This window comes from Novosphingobium sp. TK46 (assembly GCF_055361525.1).
In genome coordinates this window covers 3,621,881-3,643,805 of the sequence record NZ_CM143963.1, presented here as the reverse complement: position 1 = coordinate 3,643,805, position 21,925 = coordinate 3,621,881, and the positions used below count along the sequence as shown (strand labels likewise).

Annotated in this window: 21 protein-coding genes, 1 tRNA gene and 1 other RNA gene; 14 read left to right on the top strand and 9 right to left on the bottom strand. The window is 63.7% G+C overall.

Annotation, left to right across the window (positions count from 1 at the left end; all coding sequences use genetic code 11):
* Positions 1 to 150 precede the first annotated feature (150 nt).
* The 3 genes from hrpB to ffs all read left to right on the top strand — a co-directional run bounded on the left by hrpB (position 151) and on the right by ffs (position 3,121).
* Positions 151 to 2,637, top strand: a complete 2,487-nt coding sequence (hrpB, locus tag ACXJ1Z_RS17400; RefSeq protein WP_463778388.1) for an ATP-dependent helicase HrpB — start codon at positions 151 to 153, stop codon at positions 2,635 to 2,637.
* A 56-nt stretch (positions 2,638 to 2,693) separates the two neighbouring features.
* Positions 2,694 to 2,972, top strand: coding sequence for an ETC complex I subunit (locus ACXJ1Z_RS17395; protein ID WP_463778386.1), 279 nt, complete (start codon positions 2,694 to 2,696; stop codon positions 2,970 to 2,972).
* Positions 2,973 to 3,026: 54 nt separating this feature from the next.
* An RNA gene (gene ffs / locus ACXJ1Z_RS17390) (signal recognition particle sRNA small type) lies at positions 3,027 to 3,121 on the top strand.
* Here the strand turns inward: ffs and ACXJ1Z_RS17385 are convergent.
* A complete protein-coding gene (locus tag ACXJ1Z_RS17385) occupies positions 3,117 to 3,611 on the bottom strand; it encodes a DUF4188 domain-containing protein (RefSeq protein ID WP_463778385.1) in 495 nt (164 codons plus the stop codon). The two genes, ffs and ACXJ1Z_RS17385, sit on opposite strands and share 5 nt — an antisense overlap.
* Before the next feature lie 116 nt (positions 3,612 to 3,727).
* Here ACXJ1Z_RS17385 and ACXJ1Z_RS17380 point away from each other — a divergent pair, with 116 nt between their 5' ends.
* From ACXJ1Z_RS17380 to ACXJ1Z_RS17365, 4 genes are all read left to right on the top strand, one after another.
* Positions 3,728 to 5,557 carry a DNA polymerase III subunit gamma/tau gene (locus ACXJ1Z_RS17380; RefSeq protein WP_463778383.1) on the top strand — a complete coding sequence of 610 codons (1,830 nt, stop codon included), beginning with the start codon at positions 3,728 to 3,730 and terminating at the stop codon, positions 5,555 to 5,557.
* Position 5,558: 1 nt separating this feature from the next.
* Positions 5,559 to 5,894, top strand: a complete 336-nt coding sequence (locus ACXJ1Z_RS17375) for a YbaB/EbfC family nucleoid-associated protein (protein ID WP_463778382.1) — start codon at positions 5,559 to 5,561, stop codon at positions 5,892 to 5,894.
* Between the two features lie 194 nt (positions 5,895 to 6,088).
* Positions 6,089 to 8,497 (top strand): endopeptidase La, encoded by a 2,409-nt coding sequence (gene lon / locus ACXJ1Z_RS17370; RefSeq protein WP_463778380.1) that lies wholly within the window; start codon positions 6,089 to 6,091, stop codon positions 8,495 to 8,497.
* Positions 8,498 to 8,684: 187 nt separating this feature from the next.
* On the top strand, positions 8,685 to 9,710 hold the full coding sequence (locus ACXJ1Z_RS17365; RefSeq protein WP_463778379.1) for an aspartate-semialdehyde dehydrogenase: 1,026 nt from the start codon (positions 8,685 to 8,687) through the stop codon (positions 9,708 to 9,710).
* Between the two features lie 64 nt (positions 9,711 to 9,774).
* On the opposite strand, the gene ACXJ1Z_RS17360 is transcribed toward ACXJ1Z_RS17365, so the two are convergent.
* The 4 genes from ACXJ1Z_RS17360 to ACXJ1Z_RS17345 all read right to left on the bottom strand — a co-directional run bounded on the left by ACXJ1Z_RS17360 (position 9,775) and on the right by ACXJ1Z_RS17345 (position 13,392).
* Positions 9,775 to 10,716 (bottom strand): cation diffusion facilitator family transporter, encoded by a 942-nt coding sequence (locus ACXJ1Z_RS17360; RefSeq protein WP_463781285.1) that lies wholly within the window; start codon positions 10,714 to 10,716, stop codon positions 9,775 to 9,777.
* Between the two features lie 66 nt (positions 10,717 to 10,782).
* On the bottom strand, positions 10,783 to 11,802 hold the full coding sequence (locus ACXJ1Z_RS17355) for an acyl-CoA dehydrogenase family protein (RefSeq protein ID WP_463778378.1): 1,020 nt from the start codon (positions 11,800 to 11,802) through the stop codon (positions 10,783 to 10,785).
* The gene (locus tag ACXJ1Z_RS17350) at positions 11,799 to 12,986 is read right to left on the bottom strand and encodes an acyl-CoA dehydrogenase family protein (protein ID WP_463778376.1); all 1,188 of its coding nucleotides are present in this window, start codon (positions 12,984 to 12,986) and stop codon (positions 11,799 to 11,801) included. The genes ACXJ1Z_RS17355 and ACXJ1Z_RS17350 overlap by 4 nt, the downstream gene beginning before the upstream one ends.
* Positions 12,987 to 13,077: 91 nt before the next feature.
* Positions 13,078 to 13,392 (bottom strand): Rieske (2Fe-2S) protein, encoded by a 315-nt coding sequence (locus ACXJ1Z_RS17345; RefSeq protein WP_463778374.1) that lies wholly within the window; start codon positions 13,390 to 13,392, stop codon positions 13,078 to 13,080.
* 238 nt (positions 13,393 to 13,630) lie between these two features.
* On the opposite strand from ACXJ1Z_RS17345, the gene ACXJ1Z_RS17340 reads away from it, so the two are divergent.
* The 3 genes from ACXJ1Z_RS17340 to ACXJ1Z_RS17330 all read left to right on the top strand — a co-directional run bounded on the left by ACXJ1Z_RS17340 (position 13,631) and on the right by ACXJ1Z_RS17330 (position 16,608).
* Positions 13,631 to 14,776: an acyl-CoA dehydrogenase family protein gene (locus ACXJ1Z_RS17340; protein WP_463778372.1), complete on the top strand. Its 1,146-nt coding sequence runs from the start codon at positions 13,631 to 13,633 to the stop codon at positions 14,774 to 14,776.
* Positions 14,776 to 15,693 (top strand): acyl-CoA dehydrogenase family protein, encoded by a 918-nt coding sequence (locus tag ACXJ1Z_RS17335; protein ID WP_463778370.1) that lies wholly within the window; start codon positions 14,776 to 14,778, stop codon positions 15,691 to 15,693. The genes ACXJ1Z_RS17340 and ACXJ1Z_RS17335 overlap by 1 nt, the downstream gene beginning before the upstream one ends.
* A gap of 111 nt (positions 15,694 to 15,804) precedes the next feature.
* Entirely contained in the window at positions 15,805 to 16,608 is an 804-nt protein-coding gene (locus ACXJ1Z_RS17330) for an SDR family NAD(P)-dependent oxidoreductase (protein ID WP_463778368.1), read from the top strand.
* A gap of 3 nt (positions 16,609 to 16,611) precedes the next feature.
* On the opposite strand, the gene ACXJ1Z_RS17325 is transcribed toward ACXJ1Z_RS17330, so the two are convergent.
* The 4 genes from ACXJ1Z_RS17325 to ACXJ1Z_RS17310 all read right to left on the bottom strand — a co-directional run bounded on the left by ACXJ1Z_RS17325 (position 16,612) and on the right by ACXJ1Z_RS17310 (position 19,634).
* Positions 16,612 to 17,658 (bottom strand): ABC transporter substrate-binding protein, encoded by a 1,047-nt coding sequence (locus ACXJ1Z_RS17325; protein WP_463778366.1) that lies wholly within the window; start codon positions 17,656 to 17,658, stop codon positions 16,612 to 16,614.
* 134 nt (positions 17,659 to 17,792) lie between these two features.
* Positions 17,793 to 18,314, bottom strand: coding sequence for a nuclear transport factor 2 family protein (locus ACXJ1Z_RS17320; protein ID WP_463778364.1), 522 nt, complete (start codon positions 18,312 to 18,314; stop codon positions 17,793 to 17,795).
* A 26-nt stretch (positions 18,315 to 18,340) separates the two neighbouring features.
* Positions 18,341 to 19,153 (bottom strand): SDR family NAD(P)-dependent oxidoreductase, encoded by an 813-nt coding sequence (locus ACXJ1Z_RS17315; RefSeq protein WP_463778363.1) that lies wholly within the window; start codon positions 19,151 to 19,153, stop codon positions 18,341 to 18,343.
* Between the two features lie 85 nt (positions 19,154 to 19,238).
* The gene (locus ACXJ1Z_RS17310) at positions 19,239 to 19,634 is read right to left on the bottom strand and encodes a hypothetical protein (protein ID WP_463778362.1); all 396 of its coding nucleotides are present in this window, start codon (positions 19,632 to 19,634) and stop codon (positions 19,239 to 19,241) included.
* A 121-nt stretch (positions 19,635 to 19,755) separates the two neighbouring features.
* On the opposite strand from ACXJ1Z_RS17310, the gene efp reads away from it, so the two are divergent.
* From efp to ACXJ1Z_RS17290, 4 genes are all read left to right on the top strand, one after another.
* Positions 19,756 to 20,319, top strand: coding sequence for an elongation factor P (gene efp, locus ACXJ1Z_RS17305; protein ID WP_463778361.1), 564 nt, complete (start codon positions 19,756 to 19,758; stop codon positions 20,317 to 20,319).
* A complete protein-coding gene (locus ACXJ1Z_RS17300; RefSeq protein WP_463778360.1) occupies positions 20,319 to 20,747 on the top strand; it encodes a hypothetical protein in 429 nt (142 codons plus the stop codon). Before efp ends, ACXJ1Z_RS17300 begins: the two co-directional genes overlap by 1 nt.
* A 58-nt stretch (positions 20,748 to 20,805) precedes the next feature.
* Complete coding sequence (locus tag ACXJ1Z_RS17295) at positions 20,806 to 21,624, top strand: inositol monophosphatase family protein (protein WP_463778358.1); 819 nt, start codon at positions 20,806 to 20,808, stop codon at positions 21,622 to 21,624.
* Between the two features lie 115 nt (positions 21,625 to 21,739).
* Positions 21,740 to 21,823, top strand: a tRNA-Leu gene (locus ACXJ1Z_RS17290).
* Positions 21,824 to 21,925: the final 102 nt, after the last annotated feature.

The window sequence follows — 21,925 nt, the reverse complement described above, 5'->3', positions numbered from 1 at the left end:
ATTGGTGGCGAGAAGCCGTGCAGGCATCCGCGAGGCCCTCTATCTTTTTGACGTTAGACGAAAAGTGTTGGCGCTTCAGATAGGCGGAGGGATGCTTGCCGTCGCGAAGGCGAGGTGGTGTGGGTATCTCGTCTGCGGTACTGGAGATGCGTGAACGACCTTCCGATCCAAGCCGTCTTGCCACGCATATTGACCGCACTCGCGGACGTCGGCGCGGCTGTCCTGATCGCCCCGCCAGGTGCGGGTAAGACGACCGCAGTCGCACCCGCGCTGCTTTCGCAGGGTTGGTGCGAGGGGATGGTGATCCTTTTGTCACCACGTCGGGTCGCGGCCCGCGCAGCGGCGGAGCGCATGGCCGAAAGCCTTGGCGAGGCCGCGGGCGAGACGATCGGCTATGTGACGCGACTCGACACCCGCAGGTCCAGCCGTACGCGCGTGGTGGTGATGACAGAGGCGATCTTCGTCGCGACGATCCTGGACGATCCCGAACTCGCGAACATCTCGGCGGTGTTGTTCGACGAAGCGCATGAGCGGCATCTCGACTCCGATCTCGGGTTGGCGCTGGCGCTGGAATGCCGCGAGGTCTTGCGGCCGGACTTACGCCTATGCATCATGTCGGCAACCATCGATGGTGCCCGCTTTGCACGATTGCTGGGCCATGCTCCGGTGATTGAAAGCGAGGGCAGAGCGCATCCGCTGACCGTTCACTGGCTTGGCGCCGCGCCCGAAAAACGGATTGACGAAGCGATGGCGGCGGCGATCATGACCGCGTGGCGCGCCGAGGCGGGCGACATCCTCGCGTTCCTGCCTGGAGTGGCTCAAATCGGCCGGCTCGAGCGCTTGCTGGCCGAACGTCTGCCCACCGCGCTGGTCCTGCCGCTTCACGGCCAATGCGAGCCGGCGGCGCAGCGCGCTGCCATCCGACGCGATCCCGAAGGCCGGCGGCGCATCGTCCTGGCGACGGCGATCGCCGAGACTTCGCTGACGCTGGACGGTGTCAGCGTCGTGGTCGATGCCGGGCTGTCGCGCCGGGCGGAGTTCGATCGTGCCGCGGGCGTGACCCGCCTCGTCACCCATCGCGCAAGTCGAGCCGCCGCGGCTCAACGCGCCGGGCGCGCCGCGCGCCAGGGTCCGGGTGCCGCATACCGCCTGTGGGAAGAGGCCGCGCACCCGGGCCGTCCCGCTTTCGATCCGCCCGAAATCGAGACCTCTGATCTGGCACCGCTTACCCTCGCGCTTGCGCAATGGGGCAGTGGCGAACCGGGTGAACTGGCATGGCTCGATCCGCCGCCGCCCGCCGCGCTGGCGGCGGCACGCACCAAGCTGTGCGAACTGGGCGCTTTGGAGCATCGTGAGGGGGCTCAATCCTGGCAGATTACCGATTGGGGAAAGGCGATGGCGGCGTTGCCTATGGACCCTTCGCAAGCGGCCATGATCCTGCAGGGCGCCCGTATGGACGAGGCCGAAACGGCGGCTCGCTTGGCGCTGTTGCTGCAGGAAAAGGGATTGGGCGGGCGCAGCGACGATCTGGCGCAGCGGCTTTCGCGATGGGCGACGGAGCGTTCTTCTCGTTCGGAGGCATTACGCAAACTGGCCGAAGGGTGGGCCCGGCGAGCCAGGAAATTGGTTTCCCGAATTGCAGCTGCGGCTGACGCGAGACATGGTGGCGAGGTGCCGGCCGGCGTGTTGCTGGCGCTCGGTTACCCTGACATGGTCGCTCGCCGACGCGATCCCTCCGGCGAAGGCTGGCAGTCCGCCGCGGGCCGCGGGTACGTCCTCGATCCGACGTCTCCGCTTGCGTCCAGTGAGTGGATCGTCATCGGCGATGCGCAAGGGCAGGCGAAGGGCGCTCGCATTCTTTCGGGACTCACGCTTACGTCGGCAGAGGTGGAGCGGTGGCTGGCGCATCGGGCCGAGCGTCGATCCATCCTGCGCTGGAATGACGATGATGCCAGGGTCGAGGCTCGGCTGGAGCGGCGCCTGGGCGCGATAACGCTGGCGACGGGGCCAGATCCGGAGCCGGATCCTGCGGCTGTCCGGTCGTTCCTGCTCGATCGCGTTCGCGCCAGGGGGTTGGACCTTGTGCCGTTCGGCCAAAGTTCACAAGCCCTGCTTCGCCGAGCGCGCTACGCTGGATTGGACGCGCTGGGAGAGGAAAATCTTTTGGCCGATCTGGATGACTGGTTGGGACCGCTGGTGCATCGTCGCATCGACATGATCGACCGGGCGGCGTTACACGCTGCGTTGCGCAACCGGCTGAACTGGGAGGATCAGCAACGCCTGGACCGTCTCGCTCCACCCGAATTCGAAAGTCCGGCAGGAACGCGTCATGCGATCGATTACGAGGACGAAGGCGGCCCTAGTGTGGAGGTCCGCGTGCAGGCGCTCTTCGGGCTCGATCGGCATCCCAGCTTCGGCAACCCCGCGCAGCCGTTGCTGCTCAAGCTGACGTCGCCGCCGGGTCGTCCGATCCAGACCACGCGCGACCTGCCGGGTTTCTGGCGTGGTTCCTGGCGCGATGTGCAGCGCGACATGAGAGGGCGTTATCCGCGCCACCGCTGGCCAGACGAACCCTGGCGCGAAGATCCCAGCCTGAAGACTCGCAACGCCTTCGAGGCCCAGAAGCGATCTTCATAGTCTGTCGACGCAGTGGGCGCTTGATTTTCGGGATCATTCCGGGGCAAAGCAGGGGCATGAGTGCAAGCATCCATCAGCGCCCCAAGAACGCCATGCAATCGGGCAAGGCTCTCGTCGATCAGTGGATCCTCGAGTTTGCCGCCATCGAAGCAAAGAAGCCGGATCCGCTGATGGGTTGGGCCGGGTCGGGCGATACCCAGCAGCAGGTGACGCTGAAGTTTCCCACCAAGGAAGAAGCGCTGGCCTATGCGGAGCGCTACGGGATCGACGCGGTCGTGCATGCCACGCCGCCCCGGCGCCTCAAGATCCAGGCTTACGCGGACAACTTTCGCTGATCGCTTCGGGCGAAGCGGTCTGGACAATCCGGATCTGACCCGCCATATGCGCCGCCGGGAGTCGGGTGGACGTTTGCGTTCGCCAACCTGGTCAGGTCCGGAAGGAAGCAGCCACAACGGATTGCGGCGGGTCGCCCGGCTCCTTTATTCTCCATCATCCTTGCCGGTCATGCGCGATCGTGCCGCTTCGCGCGAACCCGTGGCGGGTTGTAGTCCCGAGATCCGTCCCAGGCCGAATGGCGGCATGTTGGCGTAGATCGTCTCGTAGCGATCGGCCTGAACCACATAGGTCTCGTGGAAGATGCCGACGGCGCCATTTCCGCCTACGGCCTTGTTGAACGCGACCCATGCCGGCCAATGGCTCTGATCGCGGTCCCTCGCGTAGCTCTCCAGGCATTCGAAGTCGCGCCAGTACTGCAGCATCACCAAGGTACGCAGACTGGCCAGCATGGTCTCCGCGCCAAGAAACCCGCTTTCGCGTGATCTCGATAATTCTGTGATCATCGGGCCCATTGCCTTGGCGACAGGTAGCCACTTGTCGGCCCGCAGCAGCCGATTGATGCGCATGCCGATGACGAAGACCGTCACCGGCCCGGCGTGACGAGCGGTAAAGCGCCCGGCCTTGATCTTGTCGCTCATCGTTTCGTTCTACTTTGCGCCGTTGGTCCATCGCGCTTGGATCAGCGGCATGAAACGCGCAAGACATCGGGATCGGCCATTCGACTTTCATGCGTGCACCGCCTACCTTGTGGGTCATGACTGACGATTCTGGAGACATGTTCGGCGATACGCCCCCCTGGGCGGCTGATGGCGAAGACGACATGCCATCTCCGGCAGAGCTGGAGGCGGCGGGTCAGTCGTCGATGTTCGGCGGGCCTGCCCCTGTGGCGGCACCTTCCCGTGTTGCCGAGCCGAGTGTTCCAGTTGACCTGACGCCGCCCGCAGCCGCTTCCGCGCAAGCCTATCGCGTATTGGCCCGCAAGTATCGGCCGCAAACGTTCGCACAGCTGATCGGCCAAGAAGCGATGGTGCGCACCCTGGCCAATGCGATCAAGCGGGACCGGCTTGCCCATGCCTTCCTGATGACGGGCGTGCGTGGTGTCGGCAAGACGTCGACCGCCCGCCTTATCGCCAAGGCGCTCAACTGCATCGGGCCGGATGGCAAGGGGGGCGCCACGATCGACCCTTGCGGCACTTGCGAGCCGTGCACCGCGATTGCCGAAGGTCGCCATATCGACGTGATCGAGATGGACGCCGCCAGTCACACCGGCGTCGACGACGTGCGTGAGATCATCGAGGCCGTGCGCTATGCCGCCGTGACCGCGCGCTACAAGATCTACATCATCGACGAAGTTCACATGCTGTCGCGCAACGCCTTCAACGCGTTGCTCAAGACGCTGGAGGAACCGCCGCCGCACGTGAAGTTCCTGTTCGCCACCACCGAAGTGGACAAGCTGCCTGTGACCGTGCTGTCGCGGTGTCAGCGGTTCGATCTGCGGCGCATTCCGTCGGCAATGCTGGCGGAACACTTCGCGACGATCTGCGCCCACGAAGGTGTTACGGCCGAGCAGGAAGCGCTGGCCATGGTCGCCGCCGCCGCCGAAGGATCGGTGCGCGACGGCCTTTCGATCCTAGACCAGGCGATCGCGCACGCCGACCTCGATGGTGACGGCATGGTCGAAGCGGCGCGTGTGCGCGACATGCTCGGGCTTGCCGACAAGAGCGCGCAGCGCGGCTTGCTCGATGCGATTCTCGCGGGTGACGGGCCCGGCCTGCTGAGCCGCGTGGCGCAGCAATTCGCGCTGGGCGTCGAGCCGATCGCGCTCATGCGTGGGGTGATGACGCTGACGCACCGGATCACCGTCGCGCAAGTCAGCGGCGATGCGGCCGATGCCCCGTCAAGCGAGGAACGCGAGGCGCTGGAGGGATGGGCGAAGGCACTGGGCGCTGGACAATTGCATCGCCTTTGGCAGTTGCTGCTGAAAGGTCACGAGGAAGTTAAGTCGGCGCCAGATCCGCTGGTCGCGGCGCAGATGGCCTTGCTGCGCGTGATGCATGCCGCGGATCTGCCCGATCCGGGTATGCTGGCGCGAAAGCTCGAGGAGCTTGCGGCTCGACCGACTGGCCCGCTGGTTTCGATGGGCGAGGGCGGCGCCGCATCCGCGCCTGTGGCGAGCCGACCCTCGCTGCCCTGGCCGGCGCTGGTCGATCGCGTCGAGCAAATAGCCGGTCTGGCGATCGCTAGTACGATGCGGATGCAGGTTCGCGTGGTCGATCTGGTCGCCGGACGCTTGCGTTATGCTCAGCCCCCGCAATTTCGCGAGGATATTTCCGTTGCCCTTCGGGCTGCGCTGACGAAGACCACCGGCGAGCCCTGGCAGGTCGAAAAGATGACGGGCTCCGAGGCCGAGGGCGCCGTACCGACGCTCGTCGAGCAGGAAGAGGCCAATCGACAAGCCGCGGCCGACGCTCTGCGGGCATCTCCGATGATCGCCGCCACGCTGGCGGCCTTCCCCGGAGCCGAATTGATCGAGGATGACCGCCAAGCGGCGACAGCCGGCGGCAACCGCAATTGGAGACGCTAAGATGAAGTCGATGGAAGAAATGATCCAGGCAGCCCAGGCCGCTGCCGAGACCATCCAGAAGCAGATGACCGAGACACAAGGCAAACTCGACTCGCTCGAGGTCGAAGGACTGTCCGGCGGCGGGTTGGTGAAGATCCGCTGCTCGGCAAAAGGCCGCGTCATCGGCGTGACGATCGACGATAGCCTGCTGCAGCCGTCCGAGAAGCAGATCCTCGAGGACCTGGTCGCCGCCGCCTACAACGATGCCCGCGCCAAGGCGGACGGCGTCGCCGGCGAGGAGATGGCCAAGGCGCAGCAGGGCATGGGCTTGCCGCCGGGGTTCAAGCTCCCGTTCTGATTGCGGGGCTTTCCGGGGGAGGCGCGGGCGTCCGCGAGCGCGGCCGCACCGGTGGTCGGTATGACCGCGCAATCCACCGCCTGTCATGCATCCACAAGATGACGCGGTGCGGCATTGCGTCTGTGTGCGTGGATACCATATTCAGGAAGAACGTCGGATAGTACCGACAGGGCGTCAGCATGCGCTCTACAGATATGGAAAAGCCTGTGAACCTACTCCCCCTGCTTCCCTTGCGCGATATCGTGGTCTTTCCCGGCATGGTCGTGCCGCTTTTCGTCGGACGCGAGAAGTCGGTAGCCGCGCTCGAAGCCGCGATGGCTGGCGGCAAGGACATCTTCCTGCTCGCACAGCTCGATCCTGGCTGCAATGATCCCGAACGTGACGATCTCTACGACACGGGCGTGATCGCCACCGTTTTGCAACTGCTCAAGCTTCCGGATGGGACCGTTCGCGTGCTCGTCGAAGGACAGGAGCGTGCGCGCATCGAGAGCCTGCGCGCCGAAACGACCCCCGAGGGCGAAATGCTGGTTGCGCAGGTCGAGAAGGTGGAGCCGGTCGGCGCTTCGGGCACCGAGGTGTCCGCGATGATGCGGCAGGTCGTTGAGCAGTTCGGCGAGTACGCCAAGCTCAACAAGAAGCTGTCGACCGATGCGGGCGAAACCCTGGGCGATATCGAGGATCCGGCCAAGCTGTCCGACACTGTGGCGGCGCAACTGTCGGCAAAGGTTTCCGACAAGCAGGCGGTGCTGGCCGAATTCGATCCCCTGAAGCGGCTCGAGATGGTGTTCGCTTTCATGGAGGGTGAGCTTGGCGTGCTGCAGGTGGAGCGCAAGATCCGCGGACGCGTGAAGCGCCAGATGGAGAAGACTCAGCGCGAGTACTACCTCAACGAACAGCTCAAGGCGATCCAGTCCGAACTTGGCGGCGGTGACGGCGAAGACGGCAACGAGATCGCCGAACTGGCCGAGAAGATCCAGACGACCAAGCTTTCCAAGGAAGCGCGCGAAAAGGCGACCTCGGAGCTCAAGAAGCTCAAGGGCATGCAGCCGATGAGCGCCGAGGCGACGGTCATCCGCAATTACCTCGACGTGCTGCTTGGTCTGCCCTGGGGCAAGAAGAGCAAGCTCAAGCGCGATATCTCGGAAGCGCAGGCCGTCCTCGACGAGGACCACTATGCGCTCGACAAGGTCAAGGACCGCATCATCGAGTATCTTGCGGTGCAGGCACGGACCAACCGGCTCAAGGGACCCATTCTCTGCCTCGTTGGGCCTCCGGGCGTCGGCAAGACATCGCTGGGTCGTTCGATCGCCAAGGCGACCGGACGCGAGTTCATCCGCCAGTCGTTGGGCGGCGTGCGCGACGAGGCCGAGATCCGCGGCCATCGCCGGACCTACATCGGTTCGTTGCCGGGCAAGATCATCACCAATCTCAAGAAGGCCGGTCGGTCCAATCCGCTGTTCCTGCTCGACGAAATCGACAAGCTGGGCCAGGATTTTCGCGGCGATCCGGCTTCGGCGCTGCTCGAGGTTCTGGATCCTGAGCAGAACGCGAAGTTCCAGGATCATTATCTCGAGCTCGACTACGATCTGTCGGACGTGATGTTCGTATGTACTGCGAACTCGCTGAACCTGCCTCAGGCTCTGCTTGATCGCATGGAGATCATCCGCCTCGAAGGTTATACCGAGGATGAGAAGGTCGAGATCGCCGAGCGGCATCTTGTCGCCAAGCAAGTCGAGCAGCACGGCCTCAAGGATGGCGAGTTTATTCTTGAGAACCAGGCGCTGCGCGATCTGATCCGCTACTACACCCGTGAAGCTGGCGTGCGTACGCTCGAGCGCGAGATCGCGCGTCTGGCTCGCAAGTCGTTGCGACAGATCCTCGAAGGCAAGCTGACCACGGTCACGGTGACGCCCGAAAATCTTGCGGACTATGCCGGTGTGCGCAAATTCCGCCATGGTATCTCCGAAGAGGAACATCAGGTGGGTGCGGTCACCGGCCTCGCCTGGACGGAGGTTGGCGGAGAACTGCTGACCATCGAGTCGGTCACGGTGCCGGGGAAGGGCCAGATCAAGGCTACGGGTAAGCTGGGCGAGGTGATGGGTGAATCGATCCAGACCGCCTTCAGCTTCGTCAAGGCGCGGTCGCCAGCCTATGGCGTCAAGCCTTCGGTGTTCAATCGCAAGGACATCCACGTCCACTTGCCCGAGGGTGCCGTGCCCAAGGACGGGCCGAGCGCTGGTGTCGGTATGGTGACCGCGATCATTTCGACCTTGAGCGGCATTCCGGTTCGCAAGGACGTTGCCATGACCGGTGAGGTCACCCTGCGTGGGCGGGTTCTTCCGATTGGCGGCCTCAAGGAGAAGCTGCTGGCAGCCCTGCGTGGCGGCATCACGACGGTGCTGATCCCCGAGGAAAACGCCAAGGATCTGGCGGAAATCCCCGCAAATGTGAAAGATGGGCTGGAGATCATACCCGTCAGCCATGTCGACGAAGTGCTCGCCCGCGCACTGACCGAGAAGATCGTGGCAATCGAGTGGACCGAGGCGGATGAACTGGCCGCTGCTCCGCCGCACACGCCGGTGGCGAACGCCACCGCGCATTGAAACGCTGATCCCCGAAGCGGCGAAAGGTCTGTGATCGAGCTCGTGAGAGTTCGGGCATTCAGCGTCGGACGCCAACGATGCGGTGGCAATGCAGGCTGTTTGCACCTTGCTTGCCACCGCGCTGCCCTGGCGCTAACGCGCCCGCTCACGCGGTTCGATCGCGAGACATACGATAAAGGACGAAGAGATGGGTTACCGGGTGGCAGTCGTCGGGGCGACGGGCAACGTCGGCCGTGAGGTGCTAAACATCCTCGCCGAGCGCGAGTTTCCCTGCGACGAGATCGTGGCGCTGGCTTCCCAGCGTTCGGTTGGCACGGAACTGGAGTATGGTGACACCGGACGCATGCTCAAGGTGAAAAGCCTCGAGCATTTCGACTTTGCCGGCTTCGACATCGCGCTTTTTGCCGCCGGGTCGGAAGCAACCAAGATCCACGCGCCGCGCGCCGCCGCCGCGGGTTGCGTCGTGATCGACAACTCGTCGCTTTACCGCATGGATCCCGATGTTCCGCTGATCGTGCCGGAGGTCAATCCCGATGCGATAGACGGCTACAAGGCGCGCAACATCATCGCCAATCCCAACTGCTCGACCGCCCAGATGGTCGTCGCGCTCAAGCCATTGCACGATGCGGCGACGATCAAGCGCGTGGTCGTGTCGACCTATCAGTCGACCTCTGGCGCCGGCAAGGCGGGTATGGACGAGCTGTTCAGCCAGAGCCGTGGTATATTCGTGGGCGATTCGGTCGAAGTGAACAAGTTCACCAAGCAGATCGCCTTCAACGTCATTCCGCACATCGACGTCTTCCTGGATGATGGCTTCACCAAGGAAGAGTGGAAGATGGTGGTCGAAACGAAGAAGATCCTCGATCCCAAGATCAAGGTCGTGGCGACATGCGTGCGCGTGCCCGTCTTCGTCGGGCACTCGGAAGCGATCAACATCGAATTCGAGAACGAGATCTCAGCCGAGCAGGCGCAGGACATCTTGCGCGAGGCACCTGGCATCATGCTCGTCGACAAGCGTGAGGACGGTGGATACGTCACCCCGGTCGAATGCGTCGGCGATGGCGCGACTTATGTAAGCCGCGTGCGTGAAGACCCGACGGTGGACAATGGCCTGGTGCTGTGGTGCGTATCCGACAACTTGCGAAAGGGTGCGGCCCTGAACGCGGTACAGATCGCCGAACTGCTCGGACGCCGTCACCTTAAGAAGGGCTGAAATTCGGTTAGGGCTGCGGGGCTTCGAACCCGTAGCCCTAACGAGGCCTTACAGCCAATGCGGCTCAGTTAAGGAACGCGTCCGCGCGCTTTTCCGGTCGAATGTAGATCGACGAGATCTTGGCCGAAACTCCCTTCATGCGGCTTTCCAGCACCTCGATGATTGTCTCGGCCTCGCCCATCGTCAAGGCGTCGTCAAAGTCGGCACTCACGGCCACGAACACGCTGTCCGGGCCTGAGTGGATCGTACGAACGTGATTTACCGAACAGATCTGCGGGTGGGCATCAAGCACTTCGCGTAACTGGCCGATAAGCACGGGATCGGCCGCTTCACCGATCAGCAGACCCTTCGACTCCTTCGCCAAGAGGATGGCGACGGTTGCCAGAACCAGTCCGATCAGCACCGATGCCGCACCGTCGATGCGGGGATCGGCGAAGTGGACGCTGGCCCAGACGCCCAGTGCCGCGATGATCAGGCCCACCAGCGCGGCGGTATCCTCGAATAGAACGATGAAGCCCGGTGGATCTTTGGAGCGATGGATCGCCTGCCACCAACTCTGATCGCCGACATTCTGTCGGAACTCGCGTACCGCGATTGTCCATGATGCTCCCTCAAGCACGGTCGCGATCCCGAGCACGATATAGCTGAGTGTCGGGTCTTCGATTTCGTGCGGATTCTGGATATGAACGATGCCTTCGTAGATCGAGACACCCGCACCCACCGCGAAAATCAGAATGGCGACGACGAAAGCCCAGAAATAAAGCTCGCGGGCATACCCGAAGGGATGTGCCTTGTCCGGGGGCTGGCTTGCACGCTTTTGTCCGTAAAGCAGCAGGATCTGGTTGCCGCTATCGACAAGCGAGTGAACACCCTCCGTCGCCATCGACGAAGAGCCACTGATGCCGGCCGCAAAGAATTTGGCGACGGCAATGCCAAGATTTGCAATCAGCGCGCCGTAAAGCACGATGTTCTTGCGCATATGCGCGACGACGCCCGATTCTGCCATCATCGCAGAACGGCTCGCGGGACGAAGGGTTGCCCCTAGTCGCGTGGGGAACCCCGGGAGAGATTCTCAGCCTTGGATGGTCGTCAGGGTAGCCCTGCCGAGGCGTTCTTTCCACAGGTCCGGCGTGCCGCACAACTGAAGGTTGAGCATGGCGCGTTTCATGAACAGGTGGATCTGATGCTCCTCGGTCAACCCGATGCCGCCATGAAACTGGATCGCCTCTTCCGTGACGCCGGCGTACACCTCGGCCGCATACGTCTTGAGTGCGCCGAAGTGGACATCGCTTGCCGCTGGATCGGCAGCCCGGCTCCACAGCAGGGCTTCGGCCGGCACGATGCGGATCTTGCAATCGGCCGCCCTATGCTTGAGCGCCTGGAACATCGCGATCGGACGATCGAACTGCTTGCGCATCTTCATGTATTCGACCGACATGTCGAACGCCGCGTTCGCGCCGCCGAGGCTGTCGGCGGCGATGGCGAGATGCGCTTCGGGTGAGATCAGATCGTGCAGGGCGCCTGCCGCCTCTGGTCCGGCAAGTACCAGCGCCGGATCGGGCCTGAAGTTGTCGAGCACCAGATCGAACATGCGCCGGCTGCGATCCCAGATGGTCCGCTCGACCAGGCTGACGCCCGCCGCGTCCATTGGTACGATCGTGTAGCCAGTTGGCAGATAGGCGATGACCGCCACCGCCATGTCGCCGTCGAACACCCCGGAGATCGTGCCCGAGATCGCACCGTCGCTGGTGGTTTCGAGCTTGGTCGGCAGCATGTGCAATGGCACGTACTCACCACCTGCGATGCGCTCCAGCCAATCTTCGCGGCCGGCCAGCGTCGCGCTCCCGAGAATCGCATGCAGGCCAAGCTGCGCGGGGATCAATGGCGCGGTGGAAAGCACGCGGCCCATCTCGAAATGGATCATGGTCGAGGCTTCGCGGCCGAGGCCAAGGCCCCCGAGTTCTTCGGGGAGCCGGATCATCAGCCAGCCCATCTCCGCGGCAAGCGCCCAGCTTTCATCACGGGGCGGCATGACTGCGCCGGCCGGAAACGCCTTTTGTGCGGCGTCCTGGAGTTCGTTGAGTTCGATCAAAGCACCCACCCCTTGGGTTCGCGCGGCATGTCGAGCATGCGTTCGGCGATGATGTTGCGCTGCACTTCCTCGCTGCCCCCCGCGATGGTCCAAGCATAGGAGTTCATGAAGTCGGCCATCCAGTTGCCGGTGTTGAGATCACCGAAGGTGATCGGCTTGACGTACTGCTCCGCCATGCCGCCGAGGCGAACACCAAGCAGCGAATAGGCCCGCAATGCGCGGCTGTAGCTGTTCTTAACGATCGAGGCGTCGCCCATCCGCTCGACACCATTGATGCGGTTGTCGAGAAAGCGATCCGCGATCGCGCACGTCGCGTCCACTTCGCTGACCAGCGCGCCGAAGTCGCGCAGCACGCCAACATCGTTCTCCAGGCCGTTGTCGTGGATCAGCTCGACCAGGCGGCTCAATGCACCGCGCATACGGTAAGCGAGTTCCATCAGTGTAAGGCCGCGCTCCGAGGCGAGGGTGGCTTGCGCCACGGCCCATCCCTTTCCTTCCTCACCGACGCGTTGTTCGACCGGGATCTCGACATTATCGAGAAAGATCTCAGCGAATTCCTCGTCGCCCTGGATCTGGTGGATCGGGCCGACCGAGACGCCGGGCGTCTTCATATCCATCAGCAGGTAGGTGATGCCGGCCTGCTTCACCCCGTCGCTCGATGTGCGCACCAGCAGCAGGCACATGTCGGCGAACTGGGCCATCGTCGACCAGACCTTCTGGCCATTGACCACATAGACTTCACGACCGTCGCGCATTTCGCGCACCGCTTTGGTCTTGATCGCGGCAAGATCGGAACCTGCCCCCGGCTCGGAGAAGCCCTGGCACCAGGTCTCGCCTTCGAGAATGCGTGGCATGTACTTCGCCTTCTGCTCGGGCGAAGCGCATTCGTGCAGGGTGGCGAAGGCGTGATACGTCGATACGAAGGACAGCAGCAGCCGGGGGGCATCGATCCTTGCGAGTTCCTCGTAGATAACTTTCTGCTCGGCCAGAGTGCGGCCACCGCCATCGTATTCTGCCGGCCAGTGCGGGATGGCGTAGCCGGCCTGCACGAGCTTGGCGAACCACTGCCGCTGCGTGGCGACGAAATCGTCCTGGCTGCGGCTTGTATCGCGCCAATCGCGCGGGGCGTTCGCCTCCATCCAGTCGCGGACTTCGGTACGCAGGCTTTCGAGTTGATCGGTCATGGCGTTTTCCATGCACGGCGGCTTTGCGCGCGTCCAGACCTGTGCGCATCGCCGGGGTGGAGTTGGACGAGTTTGCCCGAACGGGCCACCGTCAGACCGCGACCTCGATCGAACCGTCGACGATTCGAACCTCGAATATGTCGATCGGCATCGATGCGGGCGGGTTCATCGGAACGCCTGTTTCCAGATCGAAGCGGGCACCGTGGACCGGGCAGGATATCCAGCCGTTGCGCATCCGTCCGCAGTCAAGCGCCTCGTAGGCGTGGCTGCACAGGTTGCGGACCGCAAAGACCCGGTCGTTGGTGTGGCACAACAGGATCTCGTTGCCGTTCACCTGGACCACCTTCTTGCTTCCCGCCGGAACGTCCTCGAGCCTAATTACGGCAACGAATGTCTTCTCGCTCATCGTTTCGATCATTCTCTTCGTTCAGTTCGCCGACCGTGCCGACGTGCGCGGTCATGACGCAATCGGTCATGATAGGCCAGTGGGCCTGCACCATAGCCGCAGTCTGATCGAGGGGGCGACGCGACCGCGATGCTTTGGTGGGGCTGATGGCTCGGGGCCGGGCTGCCCTCGGTCCACCCTTGTCGCGGTGGGCGAGGCTGGCTAACGCCGATGGCAGCGAAATGGAGAGCGGCACGGCATGAACTTCGAATGGACGCAGGAGCAGGACGCCTTTCGGCAGACGCTGCGCGACTTCCTTGCCGCCAACCTGCCCGAGGATTGGGAGAAGTTTTCCGAGCATGGACCGGCGTCGCCGGCGCTGACCGCCTTCGCGCGCGAGTTTTGTGCCAAGCTGGCGGGCGCCGGGCTGCTGTTTCCGCACTGGCCGGTCGAGATGGGCGGCGAGGGTCTGGGGCCATGGGAGCAGCAGATCCTGGCCGAGGAGATGTGGATCGCAGGCGAACCTCGCGGCGGCCAATACATGAACGTCAACTGGATCGGCCCGACGCTCACGAAGTACGGGACCGAGGACCAGAAGGCACGTTACCTCCAGCCGATCACCGAGGGCAAGTCACTGTGGTGCCAGGGTTTCTCCGAGCCTGACGCCGGCTCCGACCTCGCCAGCCTGCGCACGCGCGCCACGCTCATCGACGGCAACTACGTGGTCAACGGACAGAAGATCTGGACGTCGTACGCCGGTCTTGCCGACACCTGCTTCCTGCTCACCCGCACCAGCGACGATCGCAAGCGCGGCATCACCATCCTGCTGGTACCGATGGATACGCCCGGCATCACCGCGCGCCAGATCCCCTCGCTGATCGGAGAGGGTGACATCCACGAGGTGTTCTTCGACGATGTCACCGTGCCCGAAGGGGCGCGCTTCGGCGACGAGGGACAGGCCTGGGAGATCATTGCCTATTCGCTGCGCAACGAGCGCCTCGGCATCCCGCGGTTCACGCTGGCGCGCGCCGCGCTCGATCGGGCGGTGGCGATGCTGAAGGATGCCGGGGACTTCGCGCGCGATGCCGTGAAGATCGAGGCGGCGCGTTGCGCTAGCCTGTGCGAGGCGGCAGCCACGGCGAACTACGCCATCGTCCAGAAGCGGGTCGACGGGCTGGGCGTAGGCCCGGAATCGAGTTCAGCGCGGTTCGCCACCGTCATGGCCGAACGCGCAGTTTGCGAATTCGTGGTCGAATTCGCGCCGGAAGCATTGGCGGGTTCCTCGCCTTACCTCAAGATGCATCATCAACGCGGGATCGTCGCCGGAATCGCGTCGGGTGCGGCCGAGATCCAGCTCAACATCATTGCGAGCGACGTGCTCGAACTGCCCAGGGAGGCGCGCTGATGCAACTGTCGCTCAGCGAAGATCAGAGCCAGATCCTCGACTTCATCGATAGCCTTACCAAGCCGTATGCGAGCGTGCCGATGCACGACCATTCGCTGGCTTTGACCAGCGACGCACTCGACGCCGAACTGGTCGAGGGCGGCTTTCTCGACGTCATGGCCGAGGAGGAGCTTGGCGCCGCCACCGCCGCCCTCGTCGTCGAGAAACTCGCGCGGCTGCCGTTCGCCGTGGAAGCCGCCGCTTCGGCGCTGGTTCGCCCGCTGATCGATCCTGAACTGCCGCGCCCGCTGTGCCTGGTCGAGGAAGGCCAGTTGCGTAAACCGGTTCGCTTCTTGAAAGAGGGTGCCACCGTCGTCCTGGTCGGACCGTCCGGGGTTCGCAGCTTCACGGTGACCGCGGATCTGATCCGTGCGCCCCAGGAGGACACGCTCTACGCCTATCCGGTCGCATTTCTCACCGGATTGCCTGAGGCTTTGACGTCGCACGATGTCGACGTGGCACAGGTGCAACGCGCCTGGCGCGTCGCGATCGCGGCGGAAGCTGCCGGGTTGCTCGCTGCGGCTTTGCAAAGCGTGAAGACCTACGTGTCCGATCGCAAGCAGTTCGGGCGACCTCTGGCTACGTTCCAGGCGATCCGGCACCGGCTGGCCGAGGATCAGGTCGTCACGAACGGTGTCTATTGGCTGGCAATCCGCGCGGCGGCCAGTGGCACTGCCGCCGATGCCGCGCTGGCTGCGTTACATGCGCAGGAAGCCGCCAAGCGGGTGACATACGACTATCACCAGTTCCTTGGTGGTATGGGTATGACATTGGAGCATCCGCTGCACCTGTGGACCTACCGGCTCAAGCTGCTGACCGCCGAGCTTGGGGGTAGGGGGGCCAACGCGCTTGCCGCCGCCGACGCGCTCTGGGGCTGACCTGACAAGCCGTAACCGTCCGCGCGATATCCCGGCGGCACCATGCCGCCGGGACTTGGCAAAACCTGCCAGACACCCTCCTGTCGTTTCAACGAAAAAGGAGAGCTTGGGATGGGCGGCGAAGATCTACTCGACTTGAACGGCCAGGTGGCAGTGGTCACCGGTGCAGGCCAGAATGCCGGTCGCGCGATCGCGCTGCAACTTGCGCGGCACAATGCCGGCGGTATCGCGGTCAACGACTTCGTGGCAGACCGTGCCGAGGCGGTCGTGGCAGAAATCGAGGCGCTGGGTGTTCCCGCTCTGGCGGTGCCGTTCGACGTGGGTGACCTCGATGCGATCAAGGCAGCCAATGCCGCGATCACCGCCAAGCTGGGTCCGGCGACGATCCTGGTCAACAATGCCGGCATGGCCGGACCGACCGGATCGCTGCGGCCATCACTCAATTTCTGGGAGGAAGATCCCTCGGCGTGGGAGCGCTACCTGCGCACCAATCTTTACGGTGTATATAACTGCTGCTTCGGCTTCATACCCAACATGGTCGCCGCCAAACGCGGGCGCATCGTCACGATCGTATCGGATTCAGGTCGAACCGGAGAGCCCAAACTCGCTGTTTATGCCTCGGCCAAGGCCGGCGCCCAAGGCTTCGTACGCTCGATCGCCAAGGAGCTTGGCCGCTACAATGTCACCTGCAATGCCGTGTCCTTGTCGACGCTGATGCCGGACATGACCGAAGAGAAGCTCGCGCAGATCATGCAGAGCGATCAGGCCAAGGCGCAACTCTCGCGCTATACGATCCGCCGCTATGGCAAGTCGAGTGATGTGGCGGCGCTGGTGACCTTCCTGTGTTCCGAAGCATCGTCCTGGATCACCGGGCAGACTTATCCGCTCAATGGGGGATACGCGCCCTCGATGTAGAGGTCAGGCGGCAAGCTGGAGGCTGCGGCCGTCACGCCATTGACGAACCACCAGATAGCGGCCGTGCAGGGCGCCACGGTCCTGCACACCGAAGCCAAGAAGGGTCCCTTCCTCTCCTTGCGCGGCGGGAAGCCACTTGATCTGCTCGAGTCCCAATCGGATGCCTTCGCGCGTGCCGTCCCGCGATCGCGCGATACCTTCGGCGACCAGGCGGCCAAGGTCGTGGCCCTTGGCTGCGGCCAGGGCACCGCTATCGGCGATGTTCAGCGTGTCGCACAACGCGCGCAAGGTGCGGTTCCCGTCTGAGCGCATGTCGATGTAGGTCCAGCCGTCGCACATTTGCGCGAAATCGCCGTGATAGCCGCGCAGGCCGGCGGTGTTCATGATACGCGTATTCCCATAGCCGGCTTCGCCAAGCGCTTGCGCAACCGACGGTGCCGAGACCCCGAGGCCAAGATACACCACGGCATCGGGATCGACAGCGAGGACCGTCGCGACGCAGGATCGCGCGTCGGCGCTCAGCGGAGAAATCCCTTCGCAGGCGGCCAGTTCAAGACCGAGTATCGCCGCTTCATCCTCAAGGTACTTGAGGTGCCGGGTACCGATAGGGGAGATATCGTAGATGACGCTCAACCGCCTTGCGCCGATGCGCGACAGATGACGCGCGATCACCAGTGATTCGTCTTCATGACTGCCGACCTGAAGCTGGAACATATACTTGCCCCGCGCGCGTTCGGCGCCGGCCCAGTTGATCGTCGGCACCCGCAACCGTTCGGCAAGCGGACCGGCGACGAGCGCATTGTCACCGATCGCCGGACCGACGATCAGCGCGACATCCTGTGCGACCAGATCGTGGTAGGCACGCTCGATCGCCTCGGCGGTACCCGAAGGCAGGCCCAGGCCATAGGCATGGCGGAACTCGACCGGCTCGCGGATGCGCCCGCGACTTCGCAGCACTTCGATCTCGCGCTCAAGCCAGTCGGTCACGTCGCCGGGCGCGGCGGCGAAGTCTCCCATATCGTTGAGCACGCCCACGCGTAGGGTCACCATCGAGCAAGTCTCCCGGCGGCGCCGTACACTATTGCCGCAGGTGCCGCGTGCAGGAATGTTCCAATAGCGCGAAAGCTGCATGGGACCGACGACGACGGCGAAAAACCACCGCGCTTCGCCCTGGTTCGAAGCTGTCAGCCGCGCGGACCGCGGTGAAAAAGCGTCTGGCGACAAACGTCGTAGCTGGGATCGGCATCTCCCTGGCCAAGCAGACCGCCACCGGTGAAAGGGCGTCGGATCTTCAGGTCATAAGTGACCACGCGCCTTGAGAAGCGCCAGCGGTCATCTCCACAGCGACGGTAATTATCGATGTAGCGCACCGCCATGAAATCTTCTTCCTGGCCGCCCGCCCGGTCGGGAACGATGTGGTAGGCCAGCGCATAGACTTCGCCGTTCGCCTCATCGCCATCGATGCTCACCAAGTGATTGCAGACGTGGTGGCCGCTGTAGGGCATGTAAGGCAATGATCGTTCGATGAAGTCGCAATAGGCGTCCGCCGGCCCATCGAAGGTATCGCCGTGGCTGTCTGTAGCGTCGGGAGTATAGAGATCGCGCAGCAGAGCGACATCCTTGCGATCGATCGCTCGCGAATAAAGCAGCACCAGCTCGCGGATCGCATCCTTGTCGAGCAACGTCTGGATCAACCTGTCGTTCATCTGCGTGTCCTTGGCTGCCATGCGCCTTAGAGCAGCGATCCACCGTCGATCGGATAGACCTGCCCGGTGATGAAGCTTGCGCGGGGAGAGGCGAGGAACGCGACCATGCCGGACAGTTCCTCGGGAGCGGCAAAGGGCTTTCCGACGAACGTACGGCGTTGGCGCAAGGCCTTGTCCTCGGCGCTGACGCTTTCCCCACCCTTGCTGAACAAGCCGGAGGCCGGATGAAAGCGGCTGCCCTCGCTGAAGGCGGCAGGATCGGTCGAGATCGTGGCATAGGGCGCGATGGCGTTCACGCGGACCCCATGCTGTCCCAGTTCCTTGGCAAGCACCACGGTGAAACTGTGCACCGCGCCCTTCGCGGCCGAATATACCGGCAGCATATAGTCCCCGACCAGTGCCGCCGTCGATCCGACGTTCACGATGGCGCCGCTTTTGCGCGCGATCATACCAGCCAGCACGGCATGGGTCATGCGCAGCACGGTGCCCAGATTGAGGTCGATGTCCGCCATCCATTTCTCGGGATCCGAGTCGGCGAAGAGTCCCTGTGCCACGTTGCCGCCCACGTTGTTGACGAGGACGTGGACCGGGCCAAGCTCCTCGGCCTGCGCGAGAATGGCGGCGGGCGCGGCCGGATCAAGTAGATCCGCCGCCACGAACAGGGCGTCCCCGGCGCCGGCCTCGCGGCAGGCGTCCTCCAGCTTTGCGCCGGCTTGACGGTCACGACCTACCGCCACGACGCGCGCACCCTCGCGGGCGAATTCAAGCGTGATGGCGCGACCGATATTGGCGGTGGCACCGGTGACGATGACGACCTTGCCGGCAAGTTCCAGTTGCATGGATTATTTCCCCTCTCGAGCTGCAATCTAGCACCGAAGGGTCGCCGGGCAATGCGCCCGGGCGATCAAGCCGAAGCCGGCACGATCAGAAGTTGCCCGCGGTTCCCAGCACGCAGCGCAGATCGCCATCGCTGCCATCGGCGGCGACACGACGCAGGAAGCCGCTGGACAGGCGATGCAGCTTCAGGCCCTTGAGCGGGCCGCCCGTCATCGTCACCACATCTCCGGTGAGCAGATAACTGCCGCGCACGCCCTGCGAACGGTAGCTTGAGCCACGCACGACTATGAAGTCGAACTCCTTGGCTTCCACTCTGATCTGGCCTCCGGCATCACCGGGAAGCTCGCAAGTGTACTTGCCGATCTGAAGCGTGCCGATCTTTCCGCCCGGGACGGGCGGCGGGGTAGGCGGTGTTGCCGCCGCCAGCGAAAAGGCCATGCCGCAGATGAGAGCTGCGGCCGCAGCGGGATGATCACTTCGCATGGCGGCTTCGCTAGCACCGCTGGCTGGCAATTGCCACAGCGACGCACAGGCGCTAAGGGCCCCGTTCTTTCGCCAGCACCTCTGGCACCTGCGGCTCTTTTTCAGCGTAAGGCGTGTTTTCATGAAGATCAGCGGCGTCGACATCCGCCCCGGCAACATCCTCGAATACGAGAAGGGCATCTGGAAGGTCGCCAAGACCCAGCATACCCAGCCCGGCAAGGGTGGCGCATTCATGCAGGTCGAGATGAAGAACCTTATCGACGGTCGCAAGACCAACGTGCGGTTCCGCAGCGCGGATACGATCGAGAAGGTGCGCCTGGATACCAAGGATTTCCAGTTCCTCTATGCCGAGGGAGAGGATCTGGTATTCATGGATACCGAGACCTACGACCAGATCAACCTGCCTGCCGACCTTCTGGGTGATGCGGCGGCCTTCCTGCAGGATGGAATGGAGGTTCTCCTGGAAATGTGGGAGGAACGCCCCATCTCCGTGCAGCTGCCCGAGCAGGTCGAGGCGACCATCGTCGAGGCCGACGCCGTGGTAAAGGGGCAGACCGCGTCGTCCAGCTTCAAGCCGGCGCTGCTTGATAACGGCGTGCGCGTGATGGTGCCGCCGCATATCGGCAGCGGAACCCGGATCGTCGTGGACGTCTACGAAAAGTCCTACGTGCGAAAGGCAGACTGATGCGCATTCTATCGATCCTCGCCATGGGTGCGGCACTGGCGACCACGCCGGTTCTGGCCGCCCCTGCCACCAAATCGGCGAGCAAGGCAGCCGCCAAGCCTGCTGCCGCGACCGAGGCGCCTGCCGAGGTCAAGGACGCGATGCTCTATCTCAAGGTTCTGATAAGCGCTTTGCAGTCAGACAAGATCGAGCAGCCCGTGAAGGGAGCGCTGGTCGGCTGCGTCTACAATAACTCGCTAGGCAAGATCACCGACTCGATGGAGAAGCTGATCGCCGAAAATCCAGGCAAGGTCAGCCGCGACAATCCCAACCAGGTGCTCTCGGCGCTGCTGGCCGTTTGCGGTTATGGCGCCGGAACCGCGCCTGCCGGGCCGGCCGGTGCCACCCCAACGCCCGCACCGACCACCACTACTCCTTCCGGCCGCTAAGGGGCCGGCCGCCGCGGCGGCGCCCCCATGCCGGACAATTACCGTAACAAGGAAACTCATGGCTCTTTCCGGTCTCATCCGCGTCATGGAGAAGGCAGCCCGCAAGGCCGGCCAGCGCCTGCGTCGCGACTTCGGCGAAGTCGAGCACCTTCAGGCCTCGCGTAAGGGCCCGGCGGACTTCGTGTCCAAGGCGGACCTCGCTTCGGAGCGGACCTTGTGGGACGAACTTCGCGTCGCACGTCCCGACTGGGGCTTCGTGATGGAAGAGGGCGGAACGATCGAGGGCGATCCGGACAAGCCGCGCTTCATCATCGATCCGCTAGACGGCACCAGCAACTTTCTGCACGGCATTCCGCACTTCTCGATCTCGATCGCGGTGCAGGAGCCAAAGCTTGATGGATCGGGCTGGGGCGAAGTGACCGCCGGCATGGTCTATCAGCCGATTACCGACGAGACCTTCTGGGCCGAAAAGACCCGCGGCGCGTGGTTGCAGGATCGCCGCCTGCGGGTGTCCGCACGACGCCACCTGGATGAAGCGCTGATCGCAACCGGCATTCCGTTCGCCGGCCATGGCGACACGGCTCAATGGACACGGATCTACAACGCCATCGGTCCGCAGGTGGCGGGCATCCGTCGTTTCGGGTCCGCGGCGCTTGACCTCGCATGGGTTGCCGCCGGGCGTTACGAGGCTTTCTGGGAAGAGGGGCTCAAGCCGTGGGACAGCGCGGCGGGGTGCTTGCTGGTGCGTGAGGCGGGCGGCTTCGTTTCGGATTTCCGCGGTCGCTCGCTGCCGATCTGCGACGCCGAGGTTCTGGCCGGCAATGACGTGCTCCATTCTCGCCTTCACAAGATCTTGGCGAACAGCCTGAAGGCCTGAGGTCTTTTTATCTGTTCGTCACATGCGAGCCCAGGCGTTGTTGTTGCTTTTCATCTTCAACGCAACGGGCGCTTGAATGCGGCGGCAAGCCTCGCTACAGCGCTCGCGCCGGTGTGCCCCTGTGGCGGAATGGTAGACGCGATCGACTCAAAATCGATTGTTGAGAGACGTGCCCGTTCGAGTCGGGCCAGGGGCACCAGCACACCATCATCATCGCATTGATTGATCCCTACGCGGATCCGTTTCCACGCGGTTGCCTGGAGCGATCGCCCTGGGCTGGGTGTAAGGTTTTCCTTTCACC

Excerpts from the sequence above, each read along its gene's own strand:
- ACXJ1Z_RS17380 (WP_463778383.1), top strand. The coding sequence starts at position 3,728 with ATGACTGACGATTCTGGAGACATGTTCGGCGATACGCCCCCCTGGGCG.
- lon (WP_463778380.1), top strand. The coding sequence starts at position 6,089 with ATGGAAAAGCCTGTGAACCTACTCCCCCTGCTTCCCTTGCGCGATATC.
- ACXJ1Z_RS17365 (WP_463778379.1), top strand. The coding sequence starts at position 8,685 with ATGGGTTACCGGGTGGCAGTCGTCGGGGCGACGGGCAACGTCGGCCGT.
- ACXJ1Z_RS17320 (WP_463778364.1), bottom strand. The coding sequence starts at position 18,314 with ATGAACGACAGGTTGATCCAGACGTTGCTCGACAAGGATGCGATCCGC.
- ACXJ1Z_RS17335 (WP_463778370.1), top strand. The coding sequence starts at position 14,776 with ATGCAACTGTCGCTCAGCGAAGATCAGAGCCAGATCCTCGACTTCATC.
- ACXJ1Z_RS17295 (WP_463778358.1), top strand. The coding sequence starts at position 20,806 with ATGGCTCTTTCCGGTCTCATCCGCGTCATGGAGAAGGCAGCCCGCAAG.
- ACXJ1Z_RS17330 (WP_463778368.1), top strand. The coding sequence starts at position 15,805 with ATGGGCGGCGAAGATCTACTCGACTTGAACGGCCAGGTGGCAGTGGTC.
- ACXJ1Z_RS17395 (WP_463778386.1), top strand. The coding sequence starts at position 2,694 with ATGAGTGCAAGCATCCATCAGCGCCCCAAGAACGCCATGCAATCGGGC.
- ACXJ1Z_RS17375 (WP_463778382.1), top strand. The coding sequence starts at position 5,559 with ATGAAGTCGATGGAAGAAATGATCCAGGCAGCCCAGGCCGCTGCCGAG.
- ACXJ1Z_RS17315 (WP_463778363.1), bottom strand. The coding sequence starts at position 19,153 with ATGCAACTGGAACTTGCCGGCAAGGTCGTCATCGTCACCGGTGCCACC.
- ACXJ1Z_RS17350 (WP_463778376.1), bottom strand. The coding sequence starts at position 12,986 with ATGACCGATCAACTCGAAAGCCTGCGTACCGAAGTCCGCGACTGGATG.
- ACXJ1Z_RS17340 (WP_463778372.1), top strand. The coding sequence starts at position 13,631 with ATGAACTTCGAATGGACGCAGGAGCAGGACGCCTTTCGGCAGACGCTG.
- ACXJ1Z_RS17345 (WP_463778374.1), bottom strand. The coding sequence starts at position 13,392 with ATGAGCGAGAAGACATTCGTTGCCGTAATTAGGCTCGAGGACGTTCCG.
- efp (WP_463778361.1), top strand. The coding sequence starts at position 19,756 with ATGAAGATCAGCGGCGTCGACATCCGCCCCGGCAACATCCTCGAATAC.
- ACXJ1Z_RS17300 (WP_463778360.1), top strand. The coding sequence starts at position 20,319 with ATGCGCATTCTATCGATCCTCGCCATGGGTGCGGCACTGGCGACCACG.
- ACXJ1Z_RS17310 (WP_463778362.1), bottom strand. The coding sequence starts at position 19,634 with ATGCGAAGTGATCATCCCGCTGCGGCCGCAGCTCTCATCTGCGGCATG.
- ACXJ1Z_RS17325 (WP_463778366.1), bottom strand. The coding sequence starts at position 17,658 with ATGGTGACCCTACGCGTGGGCGTGCTCAACGATATGGGAGACTTCGCC.
- ACXJ1Z_RS17385 (WP_463778385.1), bottom strand. The coding sequence starts at position 3,611 with ATGAGCGACAAGATCAAGGCCGGGCGCTTTACCGCTCGTCACGCCGGG.
- ACXJ1Z_RS17360 (WP_463781285.1), bottom strand. The coding sequence starts at position 10,716 with ATGGCAGAATCGGGCGTCGTCGCGCATATGCGCAAGAACATCGTGCTT.